General features: G+C 32.5%; 22 protein-coding genes. 21 read left to right on the plus strand and 1 reads right to left on the minus strand.

Going from position 1 to position 23,689, the window contains the following annotated elements; all coding sequences use genetic code 11:
• Nucleotides 1-306: 306 nt before the first annotated feature.
• Nucleotides 307-1,590 (minus strand): OmpA family protein, encoded by a 1,284-nt coding sequence (locus HCN53_RS01930; RefSeq protein WP_167341833.1) that lies wholly within the window; start codon nt 1,588-1,590, stop codon nt 307-309.
• Between the two features lie 145 nt (nt 1,591-1,735).
• On the opposite strand from HCN53_RS01930, the gene HCN53_RS01935 reads away from it, so the two are divergent.
• Genes HCN53_RS01935 through HCN53_RS02035 form a run of 21 tightly spaced genes read left to right on the plus strand, consistent with a single transcriptional unit; the run spans nt 1,736 to nt 23,301 of the window.
• Nucleotides 1,736-3,127 (plus strand): UDP-glucose 6-dehydrogenase, encoded by a 1,392-nt coding sequence (locus tag HCN53_RS01935; RefSeq protein WP_167341834.1) that lies wholly within the window; start codon nt 1,736-1,738, stop codon nt 3,125-3,127.
• Between the two features lie 38 nt (nt 3,128-3,165).
• Nucleotides 3,166-4,215 carry a dTDP-glucose 4,6-dehydratase gene (gene rfbB / locus HCN53_RS01940; protein WP_167341835.1) on the plus strand — a complete coding sequence of 350 codons (1,050 nt, stop codon included), beginning with the start codon at nt 3,166-3,168 and terminating at the stop codon, nt 4,213-4,215.
• Nucleotides 4,216-5,088 (plus strand): glucose-1-phosphate thymidylyltransferase RfbA, encoded by an 873-nt coding sequence (gene rfbA / locus HCN53_RS01945; protein ID WP_167341836.1) that lies wholly within the window; start codon nt 4,216-4,218, stop codon nt 5,086-5,088. It abuts the gene before it with no gap.
• A gap of 50 nt (nt 5,089-5,138) precedes the next feature.
• On the plus strand, nt 5,139-6,110 hold the full coding sequence (locus tag HCN53_RS01950; protein WP_317168786.1) for an SDR family oxidoreductase: 972 nt from the start codon (nt 5,139-5,141) through the stop codon (nt 6,108-6,110).
• A gap of 45 nt (nt 6,111-6,155) precedes the next feature.
• On the plus strand, nt 6,156-7,430 hold the full coding sequence (locus tag HCN53_RS01955) for a nucleotide sugar dehydrogenase (protein ID WP_167341838.1): 1,275 nt from the start codon (nt 6,156-6,158) through the stop codon (nt 7,428-7,430).
• A 57-nt stretch (nt 7,431-7,487) separates the two neighbouring features.
• The gene (locus HCN53_RS01960) at nt 7,488-9,014 is read left to right on the plus strand and encodes an oligosaccharide flippase family protein (protein WP_167341839.1); all 1,527 of its coding nucleotides are present in this window, start codon (nt 7,488-7,490) and stop codon (nt 9,012-9,014) included.
• The gene (gene pseB / locus HCN53_RS01965) at nt 9,014-10,042 is read left to right on the plus strand and encodes a UDP-N-acetylglucosamine 4,6-dehydratase (inverting) (RefSeq protein ID WP_105018808.1); all 1,029 of its coding nucleotides are present in this window, start codon (nt 9,014-9,016) and stop codon (nt 10,040-10,042) included. The genes HCN53_RS01960 and pseB overlap by 1 nt, the downstream gene beginning before the upstream one ends.
• 1 nt (nt 10,043) lies before the next feature.
• Nucleotides 10,044-11,237 carry a UDP-4-amino-4,6-dideoxy-N-acetyl-beta-L-altrosamine transaminase gene (pseC, locus tag HCN53_RS01970; protein WP_167341840.1) on the plus strand — a complete coding sequence of 398 codons (1,194 nt, stop codon included), beginning with the start codon at nt 10,044-10,046 and terminating at the stop codon, nt 11,235-11,237.
• Nucleotides 11,230-11,916 (plus strand): pseudaminic acid cytidylyltransferase, encoded by a 687-nt coding sequence (gene pseF, locus HCN53_RS01975; protein WP_167341841.1) that lies wholly within the window; start codon nt 11,230-11,232, stop codon nt 11,914-11,916. The genes pseC and pseF overlap by 8 nt, the downstream gene beginning before the upstream one ends.
• Nucleotides 11,903-12,460, plus strand: coding sequence for a GNAT family N-acetyltransferase (locus tag HCN53_RS01980; protein ID WP_167341842.1), 558 nt, complete (start codon nt 11,903-11,905; stop codon nt 12,458-12,460). The genes pseF and HCN53_RS01980 overlap by 14 nt, the downstream gene beginning before the upstream one ends.
• Entirely contained in the window at nt 12,457-13,329 is an 873-nt protein-coding gene (locus HCN53_RS01985) for a methionyl-tRNA formyltransferase (RefSeq protein ID WP_167341843.1), read from the plus strand. The genes HCN53_RS01980 and HCN53_RS01985 overlap by 4 nt, the downstream gene beginning before the upstream one ends.
• Nucleotides 13,326-14,372: a pseudaminic acid synthase gene (gene pseI / locus HCN53_RS01990; RefSeq protein WP_167341844.1), complete on the plus strand. Its 1,047-nt coding sequence runs from the start codon at nt 13,326-13,328 to the stop codon at nt 14,370-14,372. The genes HCN53_RS01985 and pseI overlap by 4 nt, the downstream gene beginning before the upstream one ends.
• 45 nt (nt 14,373-14,417) lie before the next feature.
• Complete coding sequence (locus HCN53_RS01995; RefSeq protein WP_167341845.1) at nt 14,418-15,803, plus strand: hypothetical protein; 1,386 nt, start codon at nt 14,418-14,420, stop codon at nt 15,801-15,803.
• Nucleotides 15,793-16,962 carry an O-antigen ligase family protein gene (locus HCN53_RS02000; RefSeq protein ID WP_167341846.1) on the plus strand — a complete coding sequence of 390 codons (1,170 nt, stop codon included), beginning with the start codon at nt 15,793-15,795 and terminating at the stop codon, nt 16,960-16,962. Before HCN53_RS01995 ends, HCN53_RS02000 begins: the two co-directional genes overlap by 11 nt.
• Nucleotides 16,934-18,040 carry a glycosyltransferase family 4 protein gene (locus HCN53_RS02005; RefSeq protein ID WP_167341847.1) on the plus strand — a complete coding sequence of 369 codons (1,107 nt, stop codon included), beginning with the start codon at nt 16,934-16,936 and terminating at the stop codon, nt 18,038-18,040. Before HCN53_RS02000 ends, HCN53_RS02005 begins: the two co-directional genes overlap by 29 nt.
• The gene (locus tag HCN53_RS02010) at nt 18,027-19,226 is read left to right on the plus strand and encodes a glycosyltransferase (protein ID WP_167341848.1); all 1,200 of its coding nucleotides are present in this window, start codon (nt 18,027-18,029) and stop codon (nt 19,224-19,226) included. Before HCN53_RS02005 ends, HCN53_RS02010 begins: the two co-directional genes overlap by 14 nt.
• Before the next feature lie 5 nt (nt 19,227-19,231).
• Nucleotides 19,232-20,368, plus strand: a complete 1,137-nt coding sequence (locus tag HCN53_RS02015; RefSeq protein ID WP_167341849.1) for a glycosyltransferase family 4 protein — start codon at nt 19,232-19,234, stop codon at nt 20,366-20,368.
• Nucleotides 20,369-20,375: 7 nt separating this feature from the next.
• Nucleotides 20,376-20,960: a sugar transferase gene (locus HCN53_RS02020; RefSeq protein WP_167341850.1), complete on the plus strand. Its 585-nt coding sequence runs from the start codon at nt 20,376-20,378 to the stop codon at nt 20,958-20,960.
• 1 nt (nt 20,961) lies between these two features.
• A complete protein-coding gene (locus HCN53_RS02025; RefSeq protein WP_167341851.1) occupies nt 20,962-21,615 on the plus strand; it encodes an acetyltransferase in 654 nt (217 codons plus the stop codon).
• Nucleotides 21,605-22,135 (plus strand): sugar transferase, encoded by a 531-nt coding sequence (locus tag HCN53_RS02030; RefSeq protein ID WP_167341852.1) that lies wholly within the window; start codon nt 21,605-21,607, stop codon nt 22,133-22,135. Before HCN53_RS02025 ends, HCN53_RS02030 begins: the two co-directional genes overlap by 11 nt.
• Before the next feature lie 26 nt (nt 22,136-22,161).
• The gene (locus tag HCN53_RS02035) at nt 22,162-23,301 is read left to right on the plus strand and encodes a DegT/DnrJ/EryC1/StrS family aminotransferase (RefSeq protein WP_167341853.1); all 1,140 of its coding nucleotides are present in this window, start codon (nt 22,162-22,164) and stop codon (nt 23,299-23,301) included.
• The last annotated feature ends 388 nt before the right edge of the window (nt 23,302-23,689 follow it).

Raw genomic sequence — 23,689 nt, forward strand, 5'->3', positions numbered from 1 at the left:
AAAAGAATAGAAGTATAGCTAGTATCCTAAATAATTGGACTATTTAGGATACTAGCTATACTTCTTATGTCTGTCTTGAGATCGCTTATAATCTCAAAAGCTTAAGTACCTGTATTAGATGAATTCTTAATTTACTTATCATGTGGGTTGTTAAAAGACTTTTCAGCTTAGTTTAAGTGTTGATGTAATGTATCTTTTTTCTTAGAATATGTTCAGAAATATATCCACATTCGATATTCATAAAATAGAGGAATAAAAAAAGCTGCCCGATTGGGCAGCTTTATATTAACAGAAAGAACAGTTAGATTAGTTTACTCTAAAAGTAACTCTTCTTACCATTTGTCTAGCTTGTGCGCTATTTTTATCTACTGATGCATCTTCACCATCACCGTTAACAGTTAACCTTGAAGCATCAATACCAGCTGCAACCATTACATCATTTACCATCTTAGCACGACGCTCAGACAATTGTTTGTTGTATTCTGGGCTTCCGATTTCATCAGCATATCCAGTCAAAGTAGCAGTTGCAGAAGGGTGATCCTTCATATACTGTACGATAGTGTTAAGAGCTCCTAAACTATAAGTAGTAGGCTTAGTGCTGTTAAACTGGAAATATACATTTACGTAACCTTCGTTGATTAATTTTTTAACTAGATCAGAGTCAGCAGCTCCAGCTTGATTCATCATGTTTTCAGCATCGGTCTTATTTACATAAGTATTAGCTAAAGAACTTTCCATATCATCTGGGATACCGTTTTTGTTCATGTCGATTGCGCGACCTTTACTATCAACTCTCACACCACTTTCAGTAGTATTATCACGGTCTAAATAGTTAGGAACACCATCTTGATCATCATCTGCTTGCTCGCGAGCCATTTTATCAACAGCTGCTGCCATTTCAGCAATTTTCTCATCATACATATCCGGAGCCCAGTCTGCATGAATATCATTACTACCTAGGTAAATATTTAAACCTGCAGAAGCATTCACTACAAATCCATTAAATCCTCTAGTTCCTGTTCTTCCTAGACCGTCAAAAGTATAGTCTTGTCTAACATGACCTAGTATAGATAAATCTCCGAATAAAGCCACTCGATTTGATAATCTAACTTGAGGAGTAACACCAAGTTGGAAATTAAGCATGTATTCTTCATCTAATTCAATAGGTTCAACTGGTTTTAGAGTAGATACACCCATACCACCGTGAACTAGAAGACCTAATCGGTCGTCTAATTGATTCAATCCAATAATATGTCCTGCGTTAAGCACACCTTCAAGTGTTGCTCTTACATACCTGCTTTCAAAATCACGGCTTTCTTCATCTGCATTGAAGCTATTATATCCTAAATCAAGATTAAAACCAAATTTATTATTAACCATGTAACGAATCCCTAAATCTGCCTGCCATAAGGATGGTGTGTTAGTAAAGGCTCCTGATGATAAAGGTCTTACAGGTTTTGTTACACCAGCACCTACATCGATCGACCACTTATTAAAGTCGTTAACTTTAACATCTGATTCCATTTCGTCATTTTGGGCAACGGCTATACTAGCTACTAAAGCCATTGCCAAAAAAATACTTTTTTTCATGAAGTTTGTTTTTTTGCTTTCTATTAAGCGACAAAGATACTTGTTTTTAAGAGATAGGCTAATCTTTTCTTACTTTTTAGTCTTAAAATTTAATTAAACGTTTTAGTGATGAATAGTTACCTTTGCCGCATTAAATGTAATGAACATGATTAAAAACATCTGTTGTATAGGAGCAGGATATGTCGGTGGCCCTACAATGACTGTTATAGCTGCTAAATGTCCTCATATTAAGGTTAATGTAGTTGATGTTAATAACAAAAGAATTGAAGCTTGGAACGATTCTGATGTTTCCAAAATACCTATTTATGAACCAGGTCTATCTGACCTAGTGCAACAAGCTAGAGGAAGAAATCTATTTTTCTCGACAGAAGTCGATCAAGCGATCAAGGAAGCTGATATGATCTTTATTTCTGTAAATACTCCTACAAAAACCTATGGAGTAGGAAAAGGAATGGCGGCCGATTTAAAATACATTGAATTATGTGCTAGACAGATTGCAGATGTTGCTGAGAATGATAAAATTATAGTTGAAAAAAGTACACTACCGGTTCGTACAGCCGAAGCACTCAAAAATATTCTTGACAATACTTCCAAGGATGTAAAGTTTCAAATTTTATCCAATCCAGAATTTCTTGCAGAAGGAACCGCTGTTCAAGATTTGTTAAATCCTGACCGAGTACTTATTGGTGGTGAACAAACTGAGGAAGGACGTATGGCTCAAAAGGCTTTAGTAGATGTTTATGCTAATTGGGTGCCTTCTGATAGAATTTTGACGACCAACGTTTGGTCTTCAGAGCTTTCTAAACTTACTGCCAATGCATTTCTCGCACAACGAGTTAGTAGTATAAATGCACTTAGTGAGCTTTGTGAAAAAACTGAAGCTGATGTCAATGAGGTAGCGAGAGCTATAGGAACTGATTCTAGGATAGGATCTAAGTTTTTGAAAGCGTCCGTTGGTTTTGGAGGTAGTTGTTTTCAAAAGGACATTTTAAATCTTGTATACATTTCTAGGTCTTACGGTTTGCAAGAGGTAGCTGACTATTGGGAGCAAGTAATCATAATGAATGATCATCAAAAAAGGCGATTTGCATCTAATATTGTTAAAACACTTTATAATACTGTTTCTGGCAAGAAAATAGCAATGCTTGGTTGGGCATTTAAAAAAGATACGAATGACACCCGAGAATCTGCAAGTATATATGTAGCAGATGACCTACTTAATGAACAGGCAGAAATTGTGGTTTACGATCCTAAAGTAACTGCTGAACAGATTTATGCCGATTTAGATTATTTAAATACTCGAAGTAGCGAAGAAAATAGAAAAGGAGTTACTGTTGTTAACGATCCTATGGAGAGTTTCGATCAGGCTCATGCGATTGCTATTATGACAGAGTGGGATGAGTTTAAAGATTACGATTGGAAATCTATTTATAACAAAATGTTGAAACCTGCGTTCCTATTCGATGGTCGTATGATTTTGGATCATTATAAAATGGAAGATATAGGATTCAAAATGTATACTATAGGTAAAGGTTAGAAGTATTTCGCTTTCGCGAAAGCGTAATTACAACATCAATGAGAAGGACAATTGTTATAACAGGAGGAGCTGGATTTATAGGTTCGGAAGTGGTGCGCTTATTTGTTACCGAGTATCCAGATGCTCACATTATTAATCTTGATGCCCTTACCTATGCAGGAAATTTAGAGAACCTTAAAACTATAGAGCATAAAGAGAATTATACATTCTATCGGGTAAATATCAATGATGCTCAGGCTGTAGAAACTGTATTTAAAAATCATCAAATTGATGTGGTTATACATCTAGCTGCAGAATCTCATGTTGATCGATCTATAAGCGATCCATTAGCCTTTGCTCGTACTAATGTTTTAGGTACTCTTAATCTTTTAGAAGTTTGTAGGTCAACTTGGAATAAGGATTTTACCAATAAGTTGTTTTATCATATAAGTACTGATGAGGTTTATGGGGCTTTAGGTGAGAAAGGTCTTTTTACTGAAGAATCACCTTACAGTCCTAACTCGCCTTACTCGGCCAGTAAAGCTAGTAGTGATCATTTTGTACGCGCTTATCATGAAACTTATGGTTTGCCTATTGTTATAAGTAACTGTTCAAATAACTATGGACCTTATCAATTTCCTGAGAAATTAATACCGTTGTTTATTAATAATATTAAACATGGAAAGCCATTACCTGTTTATGGAGATGGTAATTACACACGGGATTGGTTGTATGTTAAAGATCATGCAATGGCAATTAAAGCTATAATGGAGCAAGGGCAATTAGGAGAGACCTATAACATCGGCGGTCATAATGAATGGAAAAATATTGATCTTGTACAGTTATTGTGTGATGAAATGGATGTGATGCTGCATAATGATGTAGGAACGAGTAGGTCTTTAATTACTTTTGTAAACGATAGACCAGGACATGATTTTAGATATGCCATTGATGCGTCCAAAATGTCAAACGAATTAGGATGGATGCCATCAGTAACATTTGAACAAGGTTTAAAAGAAACAATCTCATGGTACCTAGAGAATCCTTTATGGTTACAACGGGTAACTTCTGGTGCTTACAAAGAATATTATAACCAACAGTATAAATAAATGAAAGGTATTGTATTAGCAGGTGGCTCAGGAACTAGATTGCATCCTTTAACCATAGCAGTGAGTAAGCAATTGCTACCTGTTTATGACAAACCTATGATTTATTACCCTTTATCTGTACTCATGCTGGCAGGTATAAGAGAGATTTTAATTATTTCAACTCCGCATGATTTACCAAATTTTAAAGAACTTTTAGGCGATGGTTCAGATTACGGGATACGTCTACAATATAAAGAGCAACCATCACCTGATGGTTTGGCACAGGCTTTCATAATAGGTGAGGATTTCATAGGAGATGATGATGTAGCTATGGTGTTGGGAGATAATATCTTTTATGGAGCAGGATTCTCTCAAGTACTTCAAAGTGCTGTACGTACTGTAACCAATGAAAAGCGAGCAGTGGTGTTTGGTAATTATGTTAAAGACCCAGAACGTTATGGAGTTGCCTCTTTTGATAAAGAAGGTCAATTAATCAGCATTGAAGAAAAACCTAAACAACCTAAAAGTAATTTTGCTGTAGTTGGTTTGTATTTCTATCCAAATTCTGTTATTGATGTAGCTAAAAGATTGAAGCCTAGTGCTCGAGGAGAGTTGGAAATCACTAGTTTGAATCAATATTTTTTAGAAAAAAGGGAATTGAGCTTAGAAATTTTGAGTAGAGGTTTTGCCTGGTTGGACACAGGTACTCACGAGGCACTTTCTGAGGCAACGGAATTTGTAAAAGCCATAGAGAATAGGGCTGGATTAAAAATTTCATGTTTAGAAGAAATTGCAATTAAAATGGGTTGGGTTGATAAAAACAAAGTTGCAGAACGAATAAGAACCTTCAAAGGTTCTTATTTTGAATATTTAAAAAGGATAACCTTCTCCTAACTCGTAAACAGTGAGTTATTTTCGTACTTTTGCAGATTCAAATTTATAATGTGAAATCAATCAAAGTTTTAGTTACAGGTGCTGCTGGTTTTATAGGTTGCAATCTTTGCGAGTTCTTATTGAATAATAATTATAACGTTACAGGGCTAGATAATTTTTCTAATGGTCATCGTCATAATATCGAGCCTTTTATTCAACATCCTAATTTCACTTTTATAGAAGGGGATATTAGGGATTTAGATACTTGTCATCGTGCTGTAGCTGGTTGCAATTATGTATTGCATCAAGCTGCTTTGGGTAGTGTTCCTAGATCAATAAAAGACCCGATCACTTCAAACGATGTTAATGTAAGCGGTTTTCTGAATATGCTAGTAGCATGTAAAGATGCAGGAGTAAAGAAAATGGTATATGCGGCTAGTAGTTCTACCTATGGAGACTCTGAATCGTTGCCAAAGGTGGAAGACAAAATAGGTCGTCCTTTATCTCCGTACGCTATTACAAAATTTGTTAATGAGCTGTATGCGGATGTGTTCTACAAAACCTATGGGCTAAACACCATAGGTCTTAGGTACTTTAATGTTTTTGGACGTAAACAAGACCCAAACGGAGCCTATGCAGCTGTGATTCCAAAATTTACTTCTAGCCTAATGAAGAAAGAATCACCTATTATAAACGGTGACGGTACATACAGTCGTGATTTTACTTACATCGATAATGTGATTCAAGCTAACGTAAAGGCGATGTTGGTTGATTCGCCAGAAAGTGAAAATCAGGTATTTAATGTGGCCTACGGTGATCGAACTACATTACTTGAACTAATTGAGTATTTGAAAAAGCACTTAAGTAAATTTGATTCTGATATTCAAGATGTGGTAATTAAGCACGGTCCTAATCGTGCAGGTGATATCCCTCATTCACTGGCTTCTATTGAAAAAGCTAAACGACTCCTTGGGTATGAGCCTAAGTTTAATATTGATCGAGGTCTCAAAGAGGCTGTAGAATGGTATTGGAATAATTTATAATTAGTTAATCTACGCTTTCGCGAAAGCGATCAAAACAAATGAGGAATGAATAAAAAAATTTGTGTTATTGGTTTGGGTTATGTAGGACTTCCTTTAGCTAGGCTCTTTGCCACCCAATACGATGTGGTTGGCTTTGATATTAATCAAGCTAGGGTAGATGAGCTTAATAAGGGTAGAGATAATACACTTGAAGTAGATGAAGAAACACTTCAGAAAGTGCTTAAAAATGAGTCAAATGATTCTTATGGATTGTATTGTACTACTCAATTAGAAGATATAGCGGACGCTCAAATATACATTATCACTGTTCCTACACCAGTTGATAAAAATAATCGACCAGTATTAATACCTCTCCAAAAAGCTAGTGAAACGGTTGGGCAGGTACTTAAAAAAGGAGATATTGTTATCTATGAATCTACGGTTTACCCAGGAGCGACTGAAGAAGAGTGTATACCAGTACTGGAACAAGTTAGTGGTCTTAGGTTTAATACTGACTTTTATGCGGGCTATTCACCCGAACGCATTAATCCAGGAGATAAGTTACATACCGTTGATAAAATTTTGAAAGTTACTTCAGGAAGTACTCCAGAAATTGGTCAGGAAATTGATGAACTTTATAAATCAGTTATTACCGCAGGTACTCATCTTGCACCAACTATTAAAGTTGCTGAGGCGGCTAAAGTCATCGAGAATTCACAAAGAGATATCAATATTGCCTTTGTCAATGAACTAGCTAAAATTTTTAATCTGTTAGAAATTGACACACATGCAGTTCTTGAAGCAGCTGGCACTAAATGGAATTTCTTACCGTTCAAGCCAGGTTTAGTAGGTGGTCATTGTATAGGGGTAGATCCTTATTATTTAGCACAAAAAGCTCAAGAAGTAGGCTATCATCCAGAGATTATACTGGCTGGTAGACGACTTAACGATTCAATGGGTGAGTATGTAGCTTCACAAGTTGTCAAAGCAATGATTCAGAAAGGAATAAACGTCAATGGAGCTCAAGTCTTAATGTTAGGAATCACATTTAAAGAAAATTGTCCAGACGTAAGGAATACTAAAATAGTAGATGTAATAGCTGCGTTAGAGGATTATGGAGTTAATGTCACAACCTACGATCCATGGGCTAATCCAGATGAGGTGAAGCATGAATATAAGTTAAATAGTACCGATGAAATGCCAAACTCAAAGTTTGATGCCGTAATTTTAGGAGTTGCTCATGATGAATTCAAAAAAATGAATTTAAACTATTTTAAAAATAGTAATAGTGTGTTATATGATGTAAAGGGAGTTTTAGAGTTTAGTGATAAGAGATTGTAGTTATTTCAATATTTAAAGCAAATAATACTACTACAAAGTAAAAAATATTATGTTTCGATGCATCCATCCACTTTAAGGCCTGAAAATTTGCGGAAGAGTGCTGTTTTAAACAGTCTTACAGGTATTGTAGATTTTGCCGCTAAACTAGGTGTTAGTTTTTTTCTAAATCCTTTAATGATAAGTTTGCTAGGTCCAATTTACTTTGGAGCTTGGCAAGTTATAAGTCAACTTAATTCATATATGGCCACTGCTGATATAAGAGCTGCTACTTCATTAAAGTTTATATTATCTCGTGATAGAAGTGTAAGTAGTGAACTTGAACTTAAAAAAGTAGTTTCCTCAGCACTTTACTCTAATTTATTTTTTATTCCAGTTTATCTTTGTTTAGGAGTATTCGTTATTTGGTTCTCTCCAATTTTATCGGGTGTTGATTATGAGTTTTATTTGACCGTAAGAATCGCTTCAGCCTTTTTGGTTTTATCCTTTGTTGTTACTCAATTTTTTTTTCTGTTCGAATCCACTCTTCATGGAATGAATCTATCCTACAAAAGAATTGGCGTTAGAGCTGCTATAATAATTTTAGCAGGTATCTCGAGTGCTGTAATCTTGTATATGGATTATGGTATTATAGGCCTCGCAATTGTACAAGTATTTGCTGCTGTTTTAATTGGTTTTTCATTTTGGATAATTGTTAAAAAATATATTCCTTGGTTTGAATTTGTAAGAGTAAGTCGTAATCGAATTTTTTCTTTTATTAAATTAAGTGGTTGGTATATGTTCTTGAAAATAGCTGATTTGTTAAGTCAGTCTATTGATATGATATTGCTAGGTTACCTTGCGGGACCTGAATATGTTGCAGTTTATGCAATCACAAAATATTTAATGATTGCTTCTTCCGGATTAGTAAGAACTGTTTCAACTGCCACGACAGTAGGTATTGCTAAATTTATAGGTGAGAATTCATACGATAAATTACTGGAAGCTAGAGAACAATTGCTAAACGTACAATGGTTTTTAATTATTATCACAGGAAATATAGTTTGTTTATATAATCAATCATTTATACAATTATGGACTAAAGAGAGTCTATTTTCTGGACAAATAGAATCTCTTTTAATTATTATTATATCTATTTTTACTATGATGTATCAAGTAGATTCAGGAATAATTAATTCAACTCTCAAATTGAAAAGAAAGATTATAGTAACTTTCATTTCCTCAATTATAAGTATTGTACTTTCATTCATATTAGTACCTCAATTCAAAACTTTAGGTCTTTTAATAGCAATATCAATTGGAATAATTTTTTTAGCACTATCTCTCACATATCTTGTTAAAGTAGAAACGGGTGCTGACTTTAAAATTTTTAAAGTTTTTTATTCTAGATTAGCCTTAGTTGGATATCTTTTTTTAACGATATCGTTTTACTCAACTAAATGGATATTTATTAATAATTGGTTACAATTGGTTGTGCTTGTTATTTTTACTGCCTTATTATTAGGTGTATTAACTTGGTATTTAGGGTTTGATTCTAGCGAAAGAAAAATTTTAAGAAGGTCTATTAAAATGTTAAATAAAAAATAATGAATTTAGACAATAAATCAATTTTAATAACAGGTGGAACAGGATCCTTTGGTAAAATGTTTACTAAACTTATTTTGGAACGATGTCCAAAAGTAAAACGTTTAGTGATTTTATCGAGAGATGAACAAAAACACTTTCAAATGGCTCAAGAATTTAGTGAGTCGGAGTATCCTCAAATTAGATATTTTATTGGAGATGTAAGAGATAAAAATAGACTTAAAAAAGCATTTGAAGGAATAGATATTGTTATCCATGCTGCTGCAATGAAACACGTACATCTTGCAGAATATAATCCCATGGAATGTGTTAAAACAAATATTAACGGTGCAGAAAACGTAATTGACGCAGCTCTAGAATCAAATGTTCAAAATGTAGTAGCACTTTCTACCGATAAAGCAGCAGCACCTATTAATCTATATGGAGCGACAAAATTGGCTTCAGATAAGTTGTTTATTGCTGCAAACAACATCAAAGGAAATAGAGATATTAAATTTTCTGTGGTCCGTTATGGTAATGTTATGGGATCTAACGGTTCTGTTATGCCATTCTTTTTAAAGAAGAAGAATGACGGAGAGTCTTTTCTACCAATTACAGATAACAGGATGACAAGGTTTAACATTTCGCTTGAGGATGGATGTGAAATGGTTTTCTATGCTATTGAAAACGCATGGGGTGGAGAAGTATTTGTTCCTAAAATACCGTCTTATCGAATTCCTGATGTTGCAACTGCGATTGCTCCAAACTTGGAACAAAAAGAAGTCGGTGTAAGACCTGGTGAGAAACTTCATGAAGAAATGATTACAGCATCTGATTCATTCAATACCGTTGATATTGGTAAATATTATGCTATTTTACCACAACCTTCTCCCTATTCAAGATATACCAAAGAGGAGTATAAAAAGGCATTTAATGGAGTTGATGTTGAAGATGGATTTGCCTATGATTCTGGTACTAATACAGAATGGGAGTCAATTGAAAGCTTGAGAGCGTTAGTTAAAAAGCATGTAGATCCTAATTTCTCAGTGTAATATGTCAGTAAGTATTCCATATGGTAGACAAAATATTCAGCAATCAGATATTGATGCTGTAGTAGAAGCTTTACAAGCAGACTATTTGACTCAAGGTCCTAGGATAAATAAATTTGAAGAAGAATTTGCTAATTACGTTGGGGCTAGATTTGCTGTGGCGGTATCTAACGGTACGGCAGCACTTCATTTAAATGCTCTTGCATTAGGGGTTTCCCCAGGTGACAAGGTAATTACTACTCCTATTACATTTGCCGCTAGTGCAAACTGTATACGATATTGCGGTGGTGAAGTAGTTTTTGCAGATATCGATCCCCAAACCTATTTACTTGATATAAACAAAGTTCGTGAGTTATTAGAAGCATCTCCTAAAGGTACGTATAAAGGTATCATTCCAGTAGATTTTGCTGGTAGAGCTGTCGATTTAGAAGCATTCAGAGCTTTAGCCGATGAGTATGGTCTTTGGATTATTGAAGATAGTTGTCATTCTCCAGGAGGTTATTTTATAGATAGTTCTGGAAATAAACAACATTGTGGTAACGGACAATTTGCAGACCTAGCAATCTTTTCATTTCATCCAGTTAAACATATTGCGTGTGGAGAAGGAGGAATGATAACAACTAATGATGAAAGGTTATATAAAAAATTACTCAGTCTAAGAACACACGGTATTGTAAAAGACGATTCTTTATATATTAATAGTAAGGAGTTCGCTTCCGCAAAAGCGGAAACACAAGAATACCCAGGATGGTATATGGAAATGCAGGATTTAGGATATAATTATAGAATTACTGATTTTCAAGCTGCGCTAGGAAGTAGTCAATTAAAAAGAGCTGATCAAGGAATACAAAGAAGAATTAAAATCGCAAAAACCTATAATGAGGCTTTTATCAATAAATCGTTTATCCATGGTCAATCAGGTTTTATTGAAGGACATGCTTATCACCTTTACGTTATAGAGGTTGACGATAGATTAGGGTTATATAACTATTTAAGGCAAAATGGAATTTTTGCTCAAATTCATTATATACCTTGTCATTTAATGCCTTATTATAGAGAGTTTGGCTGGAAAGAAGGTGATTTACCTCATGCGGAGAGTTACTATTCTAAATGTATTAGCTTACCGATGTTTCCTACTCTAACAAATGAGGAACAACAATTTGTTTTGGATACAATAGATAATTTTTACAATGTCTAAACTTTGTATTATACCGGCTCGTGGTGGTAGTAAAAGAATTCCTAGAAAAAATATAAAATCATTTTTAGGAAAACCAATTATAGCCTATTCAATCGACGCAGCATTAAATTCAAAATTATTTGATGAGGTTATGGTTTCCACTGATGATGAGGAAATTGCTGAGATTGCCATGAAATACGGAGCCACTGTACCTTTCTATAGGTCTGAAGAGAACTCAAACGATCATGCTACAACATTTGATGTTCTAAAAGAGGTCATAGAGGAATACAAGCTTAGGTACAAAAAGGAATTTAAATATGCTTGTTGTATTTATCCCACAGCACCTTTTGTCACATCCAAGCGATTGAGTGAGGCATTAGATACTTTGGTTAAAAACGATTTTGATACCGTATTTCCAATAATAAAATTTGGATTCCCCATTCAAAGAGCATTAAAGCTTTCGGAATCTGGTAAGATCGAGTTCTTTAATAAAGAACATCAAAACACAAGGAGTCAGGATTTAGAGCCGACATTTCATGATGCTGGTCAATACTACTGGTTTAATGTGATTCGATGTTTAGAAGCAAAAACGTTAATAACTCAAAACTGTGGAAGCGTAATAATAAAGGAAACCGAAGGTCAAGATATAGATAATGAAATAGATTGGAAACTAGCTGAAATTAAATATGAACTCTTATAAAGCTTTGACCACGCAAGTTTTTTCAACTGATAAGTATAGAATAGTTCCTATTCGTATAGAAGATCGTTATGATATTATGCGATGGCGTAATGAACAAATATATCATTTAAGACAAAATAAGCCATTAACTAAAAGAGATCAGGACGATTATTTTGAAAATGTGGTTTCTAAATTATTTGATCAGGAAATGCCATCTCAATTTCTATTTTCATTTTTAAAAAATAACGTTTGTGTTGGTTATGGTGGTTTAGTACATATCAACTGGATTGATAAAAATGCAGAAATATCTTTTATTATGGATACAAAATCAGAAGATATTTATTTTGAAAAGTATTGGACTATTTATTTAGACCTAATTGAAAAATTAGCTTTTCAAGAACTTAAAATTCATAAGCTTTATGTTTACGCGTTTGATTTAAGACCTCATTTATATAAGGTGTTAAAGAAAAATGATTATTATCTTGACGCAATACTCAAGGAGCATTGCTATTTTAATAATAGATACTTAGATGTAGTAATTCATTCAAAAATTGATTCTAAATGAAAATTGGTGTATTAGCTAGTGGTAATTTAGGTTTTGAAGTAGTTAAAGGGCTTACCAAAATTCATCAAATTGAATTTATTTGTACCGACTCAAATTCAAACAGTATTATAGAATTTGCTGAATCAAATGGTATTAAAAATTACAAAGGCAATCCAAGAAATGGAAAAGCGATAAGAGTGATTGGTGATATTCGTGTGAATGTTTTATTATCAATTAACTACTTGTTTTTGATCGAAGAAGATTTAATTTCTTTACCTTCTAAAATCGCAATAAACATTCATGGTTCTTTATTACCTAAATACAGGGGAAGAACCCCACATGTTTGGTCCATTATTAATGGAGAAACGGTGGCAGGTATTACCATTCATGAAATTAGTAAAGGTTGTGATGAAGGTAAAATTATTGAGCAGTTAAAAATTCCAATTCATTCTGAAATGACTGGAGGAGAACTTCTGGCTGCGTATGGAAATAACTATTTACCTTTACTATTAAAGACGCTAAACAAAATAGAGAATAACGATTATCAACTAATCACTCAAAATGAAACCTTCGCAACTTTTTTTGGAAAAAGAACACCTGATGATGGATTAATTAATTGGGATTGGAGTAGAGAAAGAATTTTTAATTGGGTACGTGCGCAATCAAGGCCTTATCCTGGGGCTTTTACATACTTCAACGGACATAAAGTTGTTATTGATAAAGTAAGTTTTAGTAACTTAGGTTTTACTTATGATATGCCAAATGGCATGATATTGAGTTTAGATCCTATTGTGGTTAAATGCTGTAATGGAGCATTAGAGTTAAGGGATGTTAGAGAAATTGAGATGATTAATCAAAGAATAAAAGTTAAAACAGTTTTTAATTCATGAGAATAGGAAATTTTAATATAACAAATCACGGTTCTTGTTTTATAATAGCAGAGCTGTCCGCAAATCATAACGGTAATTTAGAGGTTGCCTTACAAACAATTGAGGCGGCAAAACGTGCTGGAGCCGATGCCATTAAATTACAAACTTATACTCCTGATACTTTAACTATTAATGTGAATAATGAGTATTTTAGAATTAATGGAGATACTCTTTGGGACGGCAAAAGTTTATATGAGCTTTATAGTGAAGCTTACACTCCGTGGGAGTGGCATCAAAAGCTATTTGATAAAGCAAAAGAGTGTGGTCTCATTTGTTTCTCGTCACCATTTGATTTTACGGCGGTTGATTTTTTAGAGAATTTGAGTGTTCCTGCTTATAAAATAGCCTCTTTTGAAATTCAAGATATTCCCCTCATTAAGTATACTGCTAGTAAAGGAAAACCTATCATAATTTCCACAGGGATTGCTAACGAAGATGATATTCAATTAGCTGTTGACGCCTGTAGATCAGTCGGAAATAATGATATAGCTTTATTAAAATGTACAAGTTCATATCCAGCCCCTTTAGATATCGCAAACTTGAAAACAATTACAGATATGGGGGAAAAGTTTGATGTTAAAGTAGGTTTTAGTGATCATACTTATGGCTCACTTGCCCCTGTGGTAGCCGTAACCTTAGGAGCAAAAATTATTGAGAAACATTTTATTTTAGATAAATCAATCGGAGGACCTGATGCTGATTTTTCCTTAGATGAAAACGAATTTACCCAAATGGTTAATGATGTTCGTAATGCAGAGAAATTAATAGGCAACATTGACTACACAGTTACAAAAAAAGTTGAGAAAAACAGAAAGTTCGCTCGTTCCCTTTTTGTAGTTGAGGACGTTCAAAAAGGTGAAATTCTTACTTCAAAAAATATTCGTTCCATCAGGCCTGGCTATGGATTACATCCTAAATATTTTGAAAAAGTTTTAGGAAAAGTTTCTAAAATAGATTTAAAAAAAGGTACTCCATTAAGTTTTGAATATTTAACGGATAATTAATCATTTAATTAGTATTACTAGAGGAATACATAACTAGATATTTAAATGAATTTACTACTAGATAAAGGAATCATTTCATATTCAGGTTTAGAACGAACTATCGATAATTTTTGTGAAAAACATGAACTTCATTTGATTACCGAACTTTTTCGCAAAAATGAATGGCATTCCAGTAAGTTGATAAATTTCCATTTTTATGATAACCTAGGTGAGAATCCAAGTAATTTAGTGTTTTATAATGAGTATAATGATTTAATGAAATATATACTTAATGATTCTAGATTACTGCTTCTTTTAGAAAGGGTTACACGTGAGTATTTTAGAAAGGAAAGTATTTTTAATAAATCATACATTATCGCTAATTATGTTTACAATAGTTTAGAGTTATTAAAAAGTCAACATATAGATGTCCTTTTTTTTCAGGCTACTCCACATCATATAAATTCTTGGATTCTAGCTCAAACAGCTACTTTTCTTAAATTGCCCGTTTATATAATTCAAAGCTCACCTATACCAGGTAGATATTTTTTAGTAAAGGACTTAGATATTCAAATTCCTATTAAAATCTTTACAAAATCAGAGAATCAATCACAACTTAATTACCTTAAAAGTTTTATAGCTAAAATTGAAGGATCTTATGACAAAGCTATACCTAGTTATGAACGAAAAAGATTAATGGATCGGAAAGGTAAGTTTTGGTCTTGGAAACATGAGCTTAAATTAGCTTTACGAGATCCTCGAAAATTTTTAGTACTTGATAAAAAACGATTTTTGTACAAATATTATATGCAAAATTCTGAAGAAATTAAAAAATCAGAAAAGTACTTTGTTTTTTTTCTTCATTATCAACCAGAACGAACATCACTTCCAGAAGCATATTGCTATTCCCAACAATTATTCATAGTACGGGAGGTTGCTATGAATTTACCTGAGAATTATATTTTAGCGGTTAAGGAACATCCTTCCACTTTTACTGGAGTGTACGATCCAAGATATAGGAATAGAGATTTCTATGACAGTATTTTAAAACTTAGAAATGTCAAATTCTTGTCCTTGAATACTAATAGTTTTGATATTATTGATAATGCAACAGGAGTAATTACCATAACAGGTACTGTGGGAATCGAATCTTTACTTAGAGGTAAACCTGTCTATACTTTCGGTATAGCTAGCTACAGATTTTTTAAGAACGTATATAACATTAAAACGGATGAAATTAAACTCAGTCTTTTCGAAATGACAAAGGCGTTAAAAGAAAATGTTAAAGCTGAAGCGATCATGGATCTACGTGACTCGATGGACCGTTCTATGGGAAATAATGATTTTTATAAAGATATTCATTCATCTTCTGTACGACTGAAATATCATAATGAAATTTTAAAATATTTTCTCACAAATATTGAAAGTTTAAAATGTAAAAATGAATATTAAAGACTTCAATATTTTAATTCTACTTTTTGGTAATACCTTTATAAACCTGATAAATGTCACCGGAGGTAACTACTATCTAGTGATATCTGTAATTTGTTTAGTTGTTTTTTTTCTAAATAATAAAAATTGGTTTAAGCTTCACTTAGTAGTTAAATTATATGGGATTATTACTTTATTTTCCATCTTAGGATTAGTTTACGCAAATAGTTCAGAATTAGTTTTTCACGATTTGACTAAAGTAATTTCCAATTTCTTAACCATGTTTATATTTTGGCATTATATACAACATTCAGGAAATATTAAGAAATTTCTTGTTATGACAGTTTTGGTTATTTCACTACTAGCTATTCCTAACGCGATTTTTACCAGTAGTGGTATTCGTGAAATGTTTTGGGGCGGAGTTAATCCAGTCGCTACAATGATGTTTTTTGCTGTCATCAGTATTTTTGCATTATTACAATTTAAAGTACGATGGACTTTAATCTTTTTACCTTTAATTCTTTATGTAATATTCTTAACACAGTCCCAAAAAATAATTTTGTCTCTTTTAATTGGAGCATTTGTGTTCTTATTCATAAACTTTTTAGTTAAAAAAATATTTGAAAATGTTAAAATTATTTTGTTAACTACCTTAATGGCAGGAATGGTAACTGTTTTGTTAAGTAATGATATTTTTTCCGATACTATTTCGAGAACAACTGCTACAATTGAACAAATTCAAACGAATGAAGAAGTTGAAGGTTCGGCTTTAGGTTCTGGATACAGAACATTTCTAATTGAAAAAGGATTAGAGTTTTTTTATGAAGAGCCCTTTATAGGATATGGGCTTAATAATTCCCGGCAAGTTTATTTAAAAAATATTGGCAGGGCTACATATTCACATAACACTTGGGTAGAATTATTGTTGAGCTATGGTTTCTTTTTGGCCTTAGTATATTTAATAATTTACTGGGTGAGTCTAAAAAAAATCCTTAAAAATTTAGTTTACAATTATAGTAATTTAAAGAATATATTATTCTGCACTGTTATCATGCTTCTGTTAATTAGTCAGTTTCAGAAAATGTATTATAACGTTTATGCACATTTATTTTTACTTCTAAGTGTGCAAGTTTCAAACTTCACAAGCAAATATGATAAAAGTATTAACGGTAGTAGATAAACTTAATCTTGGAGGTATTGAGAAAACTCTTCTTGGTTGTTTAGAACATTTTAATGAAAACGGTGTAGAAAGTCATATATTATGTTCACACGGTGGAATCCTTGATGATCAGTTTGTCGAAAGAGGAGCTATATTACATAATTATAAGAAATCTAGATGGAGTTTTATGCGAATTTATAGCTTCTATAAAGTGATTTTGAGATCAGAAGTTAATGTTATTCATCTACGAAACGGTCATACCTCAGGTCTTTATTGTTTAATAGGTAGACTATTAAATAAGTTTGTAATTGTCTCAATTCATAATGAAAGTGCAATGTTTAAAAAAACATGGCAAAGAAATATATTTCTAAATAAAATAAGAAATTATTATTTGCTGCTGCAGAAAGAATTGATTGTTTTATTCAGCGATAGAATAATCGGACATTCTAAAGCTAATTTGGGTTATTTTTCTAATTATAAAGATAAAATTAAACGTAAAAGCTTAATTATTTACAATGGTGTTGATTTTAGTATGTTAGATGCTTCGTTGGAAAAAACCTCTATTCGGAATAAAAATATTAACTTAATCCATGTAGGTTCTTTTAAGCATCAAAAAAATCACACAATGCTTCTTGATATTTTTAAAAATTTAGTTAAGAAGGGTTATAAAGTTTCACTCGATTTATGTGGAGATGGAGAATTGCAAGAGGAAATAAAACTAAAGTCTTTAGGTTTAAAAGTCAGGTTTCATGGTAATGTAAATGATTTAAGCTCTTTATTTAACAAGGCTCATATTTTGTTATTCCCTAGTAAACATGAAGGTTTTGGTAATGTTCATATTGAGGCTCAATACATGAAAGTAGCCATTTGTTGCTCTGATATTAAACCTCATTATGAATCAGTATTTGACAAATATCATCGATATTTCTTTCCATTGAATTCAATTGATATAGCCACTCAAAAATGTGAAGAATTGATTGCAAGATTGCACGAAAAAGATGCGGATCAACTACTTGAAGATGCAAAACTTTTTTCTCATAAGTTTTCAAATGTAAATATGGCAGAGAAATTAGTAAATGTATATTATGATAGAAAGTAATAAAGAAAATAAACTGATTTTTTTTACAGAGGCTAGAGTTTGTTTTAATTTGGAGGACGAGAATTACTATGGACAATCTGGTTTTTCGGCAAAAATTATAAATAGATATCTTCAAGTTTTTGATAAGATTATTCTTGTCTGCCGAGTTGAAAATAAAGAAAAGGTAAAAAGCAATGATTTAAGTAGAATAAATAATGCTAAAATTAGTATTTACGCCTTACCTTCTTATGTAGGAATGCAACAATATTTTAGAGTAAAAAGGGTAACAAAAAAATTAATTCGATCATTAATACTAAGTAACATTGATGATACTACATCTTTTTTATGTAGAATGCCTGGAAACATAGGTAATATAGCTTGTTCAAATTTAATTAAGTTGAATGTATCTTATGGAATGGAGGTAGTGGGTGATCCTTGGGAGGTTTTTGCTAAAGAATCTATAAAACATCCATTTCGAATTTTATTGAGGATTTGGTTCACCAATACATTAAAATACAATGTTAAAAATGCTAAATCGGTCTTATATGTTACCGAGAAAATTTTACAAAAAAGATATCCAGCGAATAAAGATGCCTATGTAACTAATGCTTCGAATGTTTCCTTGGATTTTCCTTTAGCAACTAATAGTAAATCCATCATAAAAAAGAATAAGTATAACATTATCTCAATCGGTTCTTTAGATCAGCTTTATAAAGGACCAGATATTCTTCTAAAGAGTCTTTCAATTTGTATCAAGCGTGGTGCAGATATAAACTTAATATGGTTGGGTGATGGTAAATATCGAAATCAAATGATAGACTTGAGTAAAAAACTGGAAATAGATACACATGTTAAATTTATTGGAAACGTCCAAACTGCTAAGGTTTTAAATTTTTTAAAAACAGCTGATTTATATGTTTCGACAACTAAGACTGAAGGTTTACCTAGAGCGATAATAGAGGCTATGTCGCAAGCCTTGCCTTGTATAGGTACTAATGTGGGTGGCATTCCAGAATTACTAGATCAAAATGTTTTGATTGAAAAAAATAATGTTCCTATGACTGCTTCCAAAATTCTACTTTTATTAAATAATTCTAGCTTTTATGAAAAACAGTCTAAAATTAATTTAGAAAAATCAAAAAAATATATTCCTGAAGTGCTAAATGAAAAAAGAATTGGTTTTTATAAATCTATGCTAAATAGTTAATAATTATGACTGTCTTTCATTTGATTAAAACTAGTAAAGGTGCTACTTGGGCCATAGAAATGTTTAAGGAGCAAAAAAGAATTTATCCGAATATCAAAATAGTAGTAGCTTTACCTAAAGGGGGAAAGCACTTTAATGAATATCTGGAAATATGCGATCAAGTTTTTGAATTAGAGTATTCTCTAAATGCTAGAATTTTGAATAATGGATTTAAGCTAAGGAAATTCATTAGATTGATAGAACCAGATTTAATTCATAGTTGGTTTACTCAAACGACATTGTACGCAAGGATATTTTTGCGAGATTTTCAAATACCGAGAGTTTTTCAAGTTGTTGGCCCTGCTCATTTAGATAATAAACTTTTTAAATTTTTTGATATATATTCTGCCAATAAACAAGATTTTTGGATAGCAACATCAAAATTTATTAAAAAACAATACTTAAAATCTGGGGTTGATGAAAAAAAGATATTTCTCAATTATGCTTATATTAATATAGATAAAATTTTAGCTTTAAAGGATAAAACTGAACCTATCAATTATCATAAAGACCTTAATTTACCTTCAAACACAATTGTTTTAGGTACAGCATCTTATATATACCCTCCTAAATTTTATCAAAAAAATGGAATCAAAGCTCATGAACAACTTATAAAAGGCTTTTCAATTTTGAGTAAAACTAGAGATGATATCGTTTTAGTAATAGCTGGAGAGAGCTTTGTTAATGATAGTCATTATTTACTCAAGTTGAAAAAAATGGCTGACACAATGTGTCCAGGTAAAATATTTTTTACCGGTGGTTATAAAAATGTTTTTAGGGTAATTGGCAAATTTGATATTTTTATTTATTTATCAAAAATGGAAAATCTTGGCGGAGTCTTTGAAAGTCTTATTGGTGAAATTCCAACTGTAAGCTCCAACTCAGGAGGATTGCCAGAGTTAATTATACATGGATTTACTGGTTTGACGTCTGACTATGATGATATCAAGGGTATCAATGATAATTTAACGTACCTTTTAAAGAATCCGGATGTTAAAGAACGATTTGTTAAAAATGGATTTAAACATGTTCTTAAAACCCTTAATAGTTCCAAAATGGTCGAGAATACTAAAAGAATATATGATACGGTTTGTTTTAACTGATTATTAAATGAAAAGAGTTTTAGATTTTTTATTTTCTCTCGTTATTCTGATTGTTTTTAGTCCAATCATGATATTAATATTCATTCTGTTAACTATCAATTTTGGTAAACCAATCTTTTTACAAAAGCGACCAGGGAAAAACGGTAAAATATTCTATATCGTCAAGTTCAAAACAATGAACGATAAAAAAGACGAGAATGGTGAGCTTTATCCAGACGATGTTAGATTAACTACAGTAGGTAAAATTGTAAGAAAAACTTCTTTAGATGAATTACCACAGATGTTGAACGTAATTAAAGGAGATATGAGCATTGTAGGTCCTAGACCTTTGTTACCAGAATACTTATCCCTTTATTCTGCAGAGCAGTCGCGTAGGCATGAAGTAAAACCTGGAATTACAGGTTGGGCACAAGTAAATGGACGAAATGCCATTAGCTGGAAGGAGAAATTAGAATTAGACGTGTGGTACGTAGATAATCAGTCATTTTGGCTAGATTTAAAAATATTGTTTTTAACCATACGGAAGGTATTTAAATCTGAAGGCATCTCTGCCAAAGGAGAGGCGACGACTACAAAATTTAAAGGAAATTAATATGAAGGATATAGTAATTATTGGTGCTGGAGGTTTTGGAAGAGAAGTTAAATCTATCATTGATCGAATCAATCTTATAAAACCAACCTACAGGTTATTAGGGTTTTATGATGACAATCAAACTTTAAACGAAAATATTAATGGGATACCATATTTAGGTGATCTCAATTCGTTAATTAATAATACTAATAATATTGATGTCGCGCTAGGTATTGGTGATCCTACCGTTAAAGAAAAAATTATATCAAGACTATTAGTTAATGACACATTAAATTTCCCGAATATAGTAGATCCAAACGCTATTATTGGAAATGATGATATAACCTTGGGAATAGGTAACATTATATGTGCAGGTGTTATAATTACATGTAATATCAAATTAAAAGATTTTATAACACTTAATTTATCTTGCACAGTAGGACATGATACTATTATCGAGAGCTTTTCTTCGTTCATGCCATCCGTTAATATTTCGGGTGAAGTGGTAATCAATAAAAAGGTATATGTTGGAACTGGCGCAAAGATTATTAACTTACTGGAAATAGGTGAAAATACTATTGTAGGAGCAGGTGCAGTAGTAGCCAAATCCCTTCCAAGTAACTGTACTGCAGTTGGAATTCCTGCAAAGCCAATTAAATTTCATAATGAAGCGTAGTTTTGACGTTGTACTATCGTTTTTGTTATTACAACTTTTATTACCACCGCTACTTTTTGTAGTTATATTTTCATCAAGTTTGATTTTTACTCAGTATCGAATTGGTAAACACGGTGAACCTTTTCTAATTTACAAGTTAAAAACCATGCAGAATGGAAAAGTAACCCGAATCGGAAAGTGGTTAAGAAAGTATAAAATTGATGAACTACCTCAATTATGGAACATCCTCAAGGGTGAAATGAGTTTTGTGGGTCCTAGGCCAGATATCCCTGGCTACTACGATAATCTTAAAGGAGAGCAGCGCAAAGTGTTACTTTTGAAACCTGGATTAACCAGCCTTGCCGCTATAAAATATAGAAATGAAGAGCTATTACTTTCTCAACAAGTAAATCCGCTCGAATATAACGATATTGTCATATTTCCAGATAAGGTAAGAATGAATTTAGAATATTTGGACAAACGCTCGTTTTTATATGATTTAAAAATCATAATCCTAACTATAAAATCTCTTTTTAACTAGGCTATCTTTGCCACAAATAAATTTCTATGTCACAGGATAAAATTTGGTTGTCTTCTCCACACATGGGAGGAACTGAACGAGACTTTGTAAAAGAAGCTTTTGATACAAACTGGGTAGCACCATTGGGTCCTAATGTTAATGGATTTGAAGAAGATTTGAAAAATTACCAAGGAGAAAATGTTCACGTTGCAGCCTTAAGTAGTGGTACTGCGGCCATACATTTAGCCTTGATTCAGGCTGGCGTAGGACCAGGAGACGAGGTGCTTTGCCAAAGTTTTACTTTTTGTGGTACCACAAACCCTATATTGTATTTAGGAGCTATACCTGTTATGGTGGATAGCGAACCAGAGACATGGAACATTTGTCCTGAATCCTTAAAGCAGGCTTACGAGGATCGGGTTAAAAAGGGAAAAACGCCTAAAGCCTTGCTTTCTGTTCACTTGTATGGAATGCCATATAAAATAGATGAGATTCACGCTTTCGCGAAAGCGAAACAGCTTACAGTCATTGAGGATAGTGCCGAGGCTCTAGGAAGCACCTATAAGGGTAGAAAGTGCGGAACTTTTGGAGACTATGGGATTTTGAGTTTCAATGGGAACAAAATCATTACTACTAGTGGTGGTGGTGCGATGGTAGTACCTTCTAAAGAAAGAAAGGAAAAAACAGTTTTTCTAGCCACGCAAGCTAGAGACAATGCACCGCATTATCAACATAGTGAAGTAGGATATAATTATCGAATGAGTAATATAAGTGCAGGAATAGGGCGTGGTCAAATGCAGGTTTTGGACAAGCATATTTCCCTGCGTAGGGATATGCATCAATTCTATAGCAAATTATTTAATCAAATACCTGGGGTTACACTTTTAAGTGAACCCAATTCTGATTTTTATAGTAATCATTGGTTAAGTGCTATTTTAATTGATCCTAAAAAATCAGGTGGTATTACAAGAGAGGATTTACGACTTGCGTTTGAGGTAGAGAATATAGAATCTCGACCTTTATGGAAACCTATGCACCTGCAACCTTTGTATCAGGAATACCCATTTTATGGAATTGGAGTTTGTGAAAGGCTATTTGAAAATGGATTGTGTTTACCTTCAGGATCTAACTTAACCGATTCAGATAGAAGTCGAATAGAGGAAGTAGTTCATAAGGTTTTTAAGTAACAAAATTCATTACTGCAAATAAAAATTCTTATACTACAATATTTCGTAGTGTCTTGTTTTTATTGGTTTCAAACCATCCAAAAAGTCAGTATACATAGTGATAGTGATTTCATTTTAATAAAGGATAGTGATTTTTAATGTTTCGAATACTAGATGATTCTATTACATTATTCTAAATCTGATTTTTTTAAATTGATTCTAAGCAGATTTATATATTGGTTAGTTAATACAATTGTTATCTCATTTAAAACTAATAGTTTATAATTTTTACTTAAGGAATCAAAGCAGGTAACTAATACGAAGTCCCGTTTTGTGATTTCAAAACTTATTCGATAAGTGGTTGTTTATTCTTTATAATTTATCCGAATTATCCGACAAACTGATCGGT

Source organism: Nonlabens sp. SY33080, from assembly GCF_011784885.1.
In the GTDB taxonomy this organism is placed as follows: domain Bacteria; phylum Bacteroidota; class Bacteroidia; order Flavobacteriales; family Flavobacteriaceae; genus Nonlabens; species Nonlabens tegetincola.

Coding starts and splice junctions, on each gene's coding strand:
- HCN53_RS01930 (WP_167341833.1), bottom strand. CDS start 1,590: ATGAAAAAAAGTATTTTTTTGGCAATGGCTTTAGTAGCTAGTATAGCC.
- HCN53_RS01935 (WP_167341834.1), top strand. CDS start 1,736: ATGATTAAAAACATCTGTTGTATAGGAGCAGGATATGTCGGTGGCCCT.
- rfbB (WP_167341835.1), top strand. CDS start 3,166: ATGAGAAGGACAATTGTTATAACAGGAGGAGCTGGATTTATAGGTTCG.
- rfbA (WP_167341836.1), top strand. CDS start 4,216: ATGAAAGGTATTGTATTAGCAGGTGGCTCAGGAACTAGATTGCATCCT.
- HCN53_RS01955 (WP_167341838.1), top strand. CDS start 6,156: ATGAATAAAAAAATTTGTGTTATTGGTTTGGGTTATGTAGGACTTCCT.
- HCN53_RS01960 (WP_167341839.1), top strand. CDS start 7,488: ATGCATCCATCCACTTTAAGGCCTGAAAATTTGCGGAAGAGTGCTGTT.
- pseB (WP_105018808.1), top strand. CDS start 9,014: ATGAATTTAGACAATAAATCAATTTTAATAACAGGTGGAACAGGATCC.
- pseC (WP_167341840.1), top strand. CDS start 10,044: ATGTCAGTAAGTATTCCATATGGTAGACAAAATATTCAGCAATCAGAT.
- pseF (WP_167341841.1), top strand. CDS start 11,230: ATGTCTAAACTTTGTATTATACCGGCTCGTGGTGGTAGTAAAAGAATT.
- HCN53_RS01980 (WP_167341842.1), top strand. CDS start 11,903: ATGAACTCTTATAAAGCTTTGACCACGCAAGTTTTTTCAACTGATAAG.
- HCN53_RS01985 (WP_167341843.1), top strand. CDS start 12,457: ATGAAAATTGGTGTATTAGCTAGTGGTAATTTAGGTTTTGAAGTAGTT.
- pseI (WP_167341844.1), top strand. CDS start 13,326: ATGAGAATAGGAAATTTTAATATAACAAATCACGGTTCTTGTTTTATA.
- HCN53_RS01995 (WP_167341845.1), top strand. CDS start 14,418: ATGAATTTACTACTAGATAAAGGAATCATTTCATATTCAGGTTTAGAA.
- HCN53_RS02000 (WP_167341846.1), top strand. CDS start 15,793: ATGAATATTAAAGACTTCAATATTTTAATTCTACTTTTTGGTAATACC.
- HCN53_RS02005 (WP_167341847.1), top strand. CDS start 16,934: ATGATAAAAGTATTAACGGTAGTAGATAAACTTAATCTTGGAGGTATT.
- HCN53_RS02010 (WP_167341848.1), top strand. CDS start 18,027: ATGATAGAAAGTAATAAAGAAAATAAACTGATTTTTTTTACAGAGGCT.
- HCN53_RS02015 (WP_167341849.1), top strand. CDS start 19,232: ATGACTGTCTTTCATTTGATTAAAACTAGTAAAGGTGCTACTTGGGCC.
- HCN53_RS02020 (WP_167341850.1), top strand. CDS start 20,376: ATGAAAAGAGTTTTAGATTTTTTATTTTCTCTCGTTATTCTGATTGTT.
- HCN53_RS02025 (WP_167341851.1), top strand. CDS start 20,962: ATGAAGGATATAGTAATTATTGGTGCTGGAGGTTTTGGAAGAGAAGTT.
- HCN53_RS02030 (WP_167341852.1), top strand. CDS start 21,605: ATGAAGCGTAGTTTTGACGTTGTACTATCGTTTTTGTTATTACAACTT.
- HCN53_RS02035 (WP_167341853.1), top strand. CDS start 22,162: ATGTCACAGGATAAAATTTGGTTGTCTTCTCCACACATGGGAGGAACT.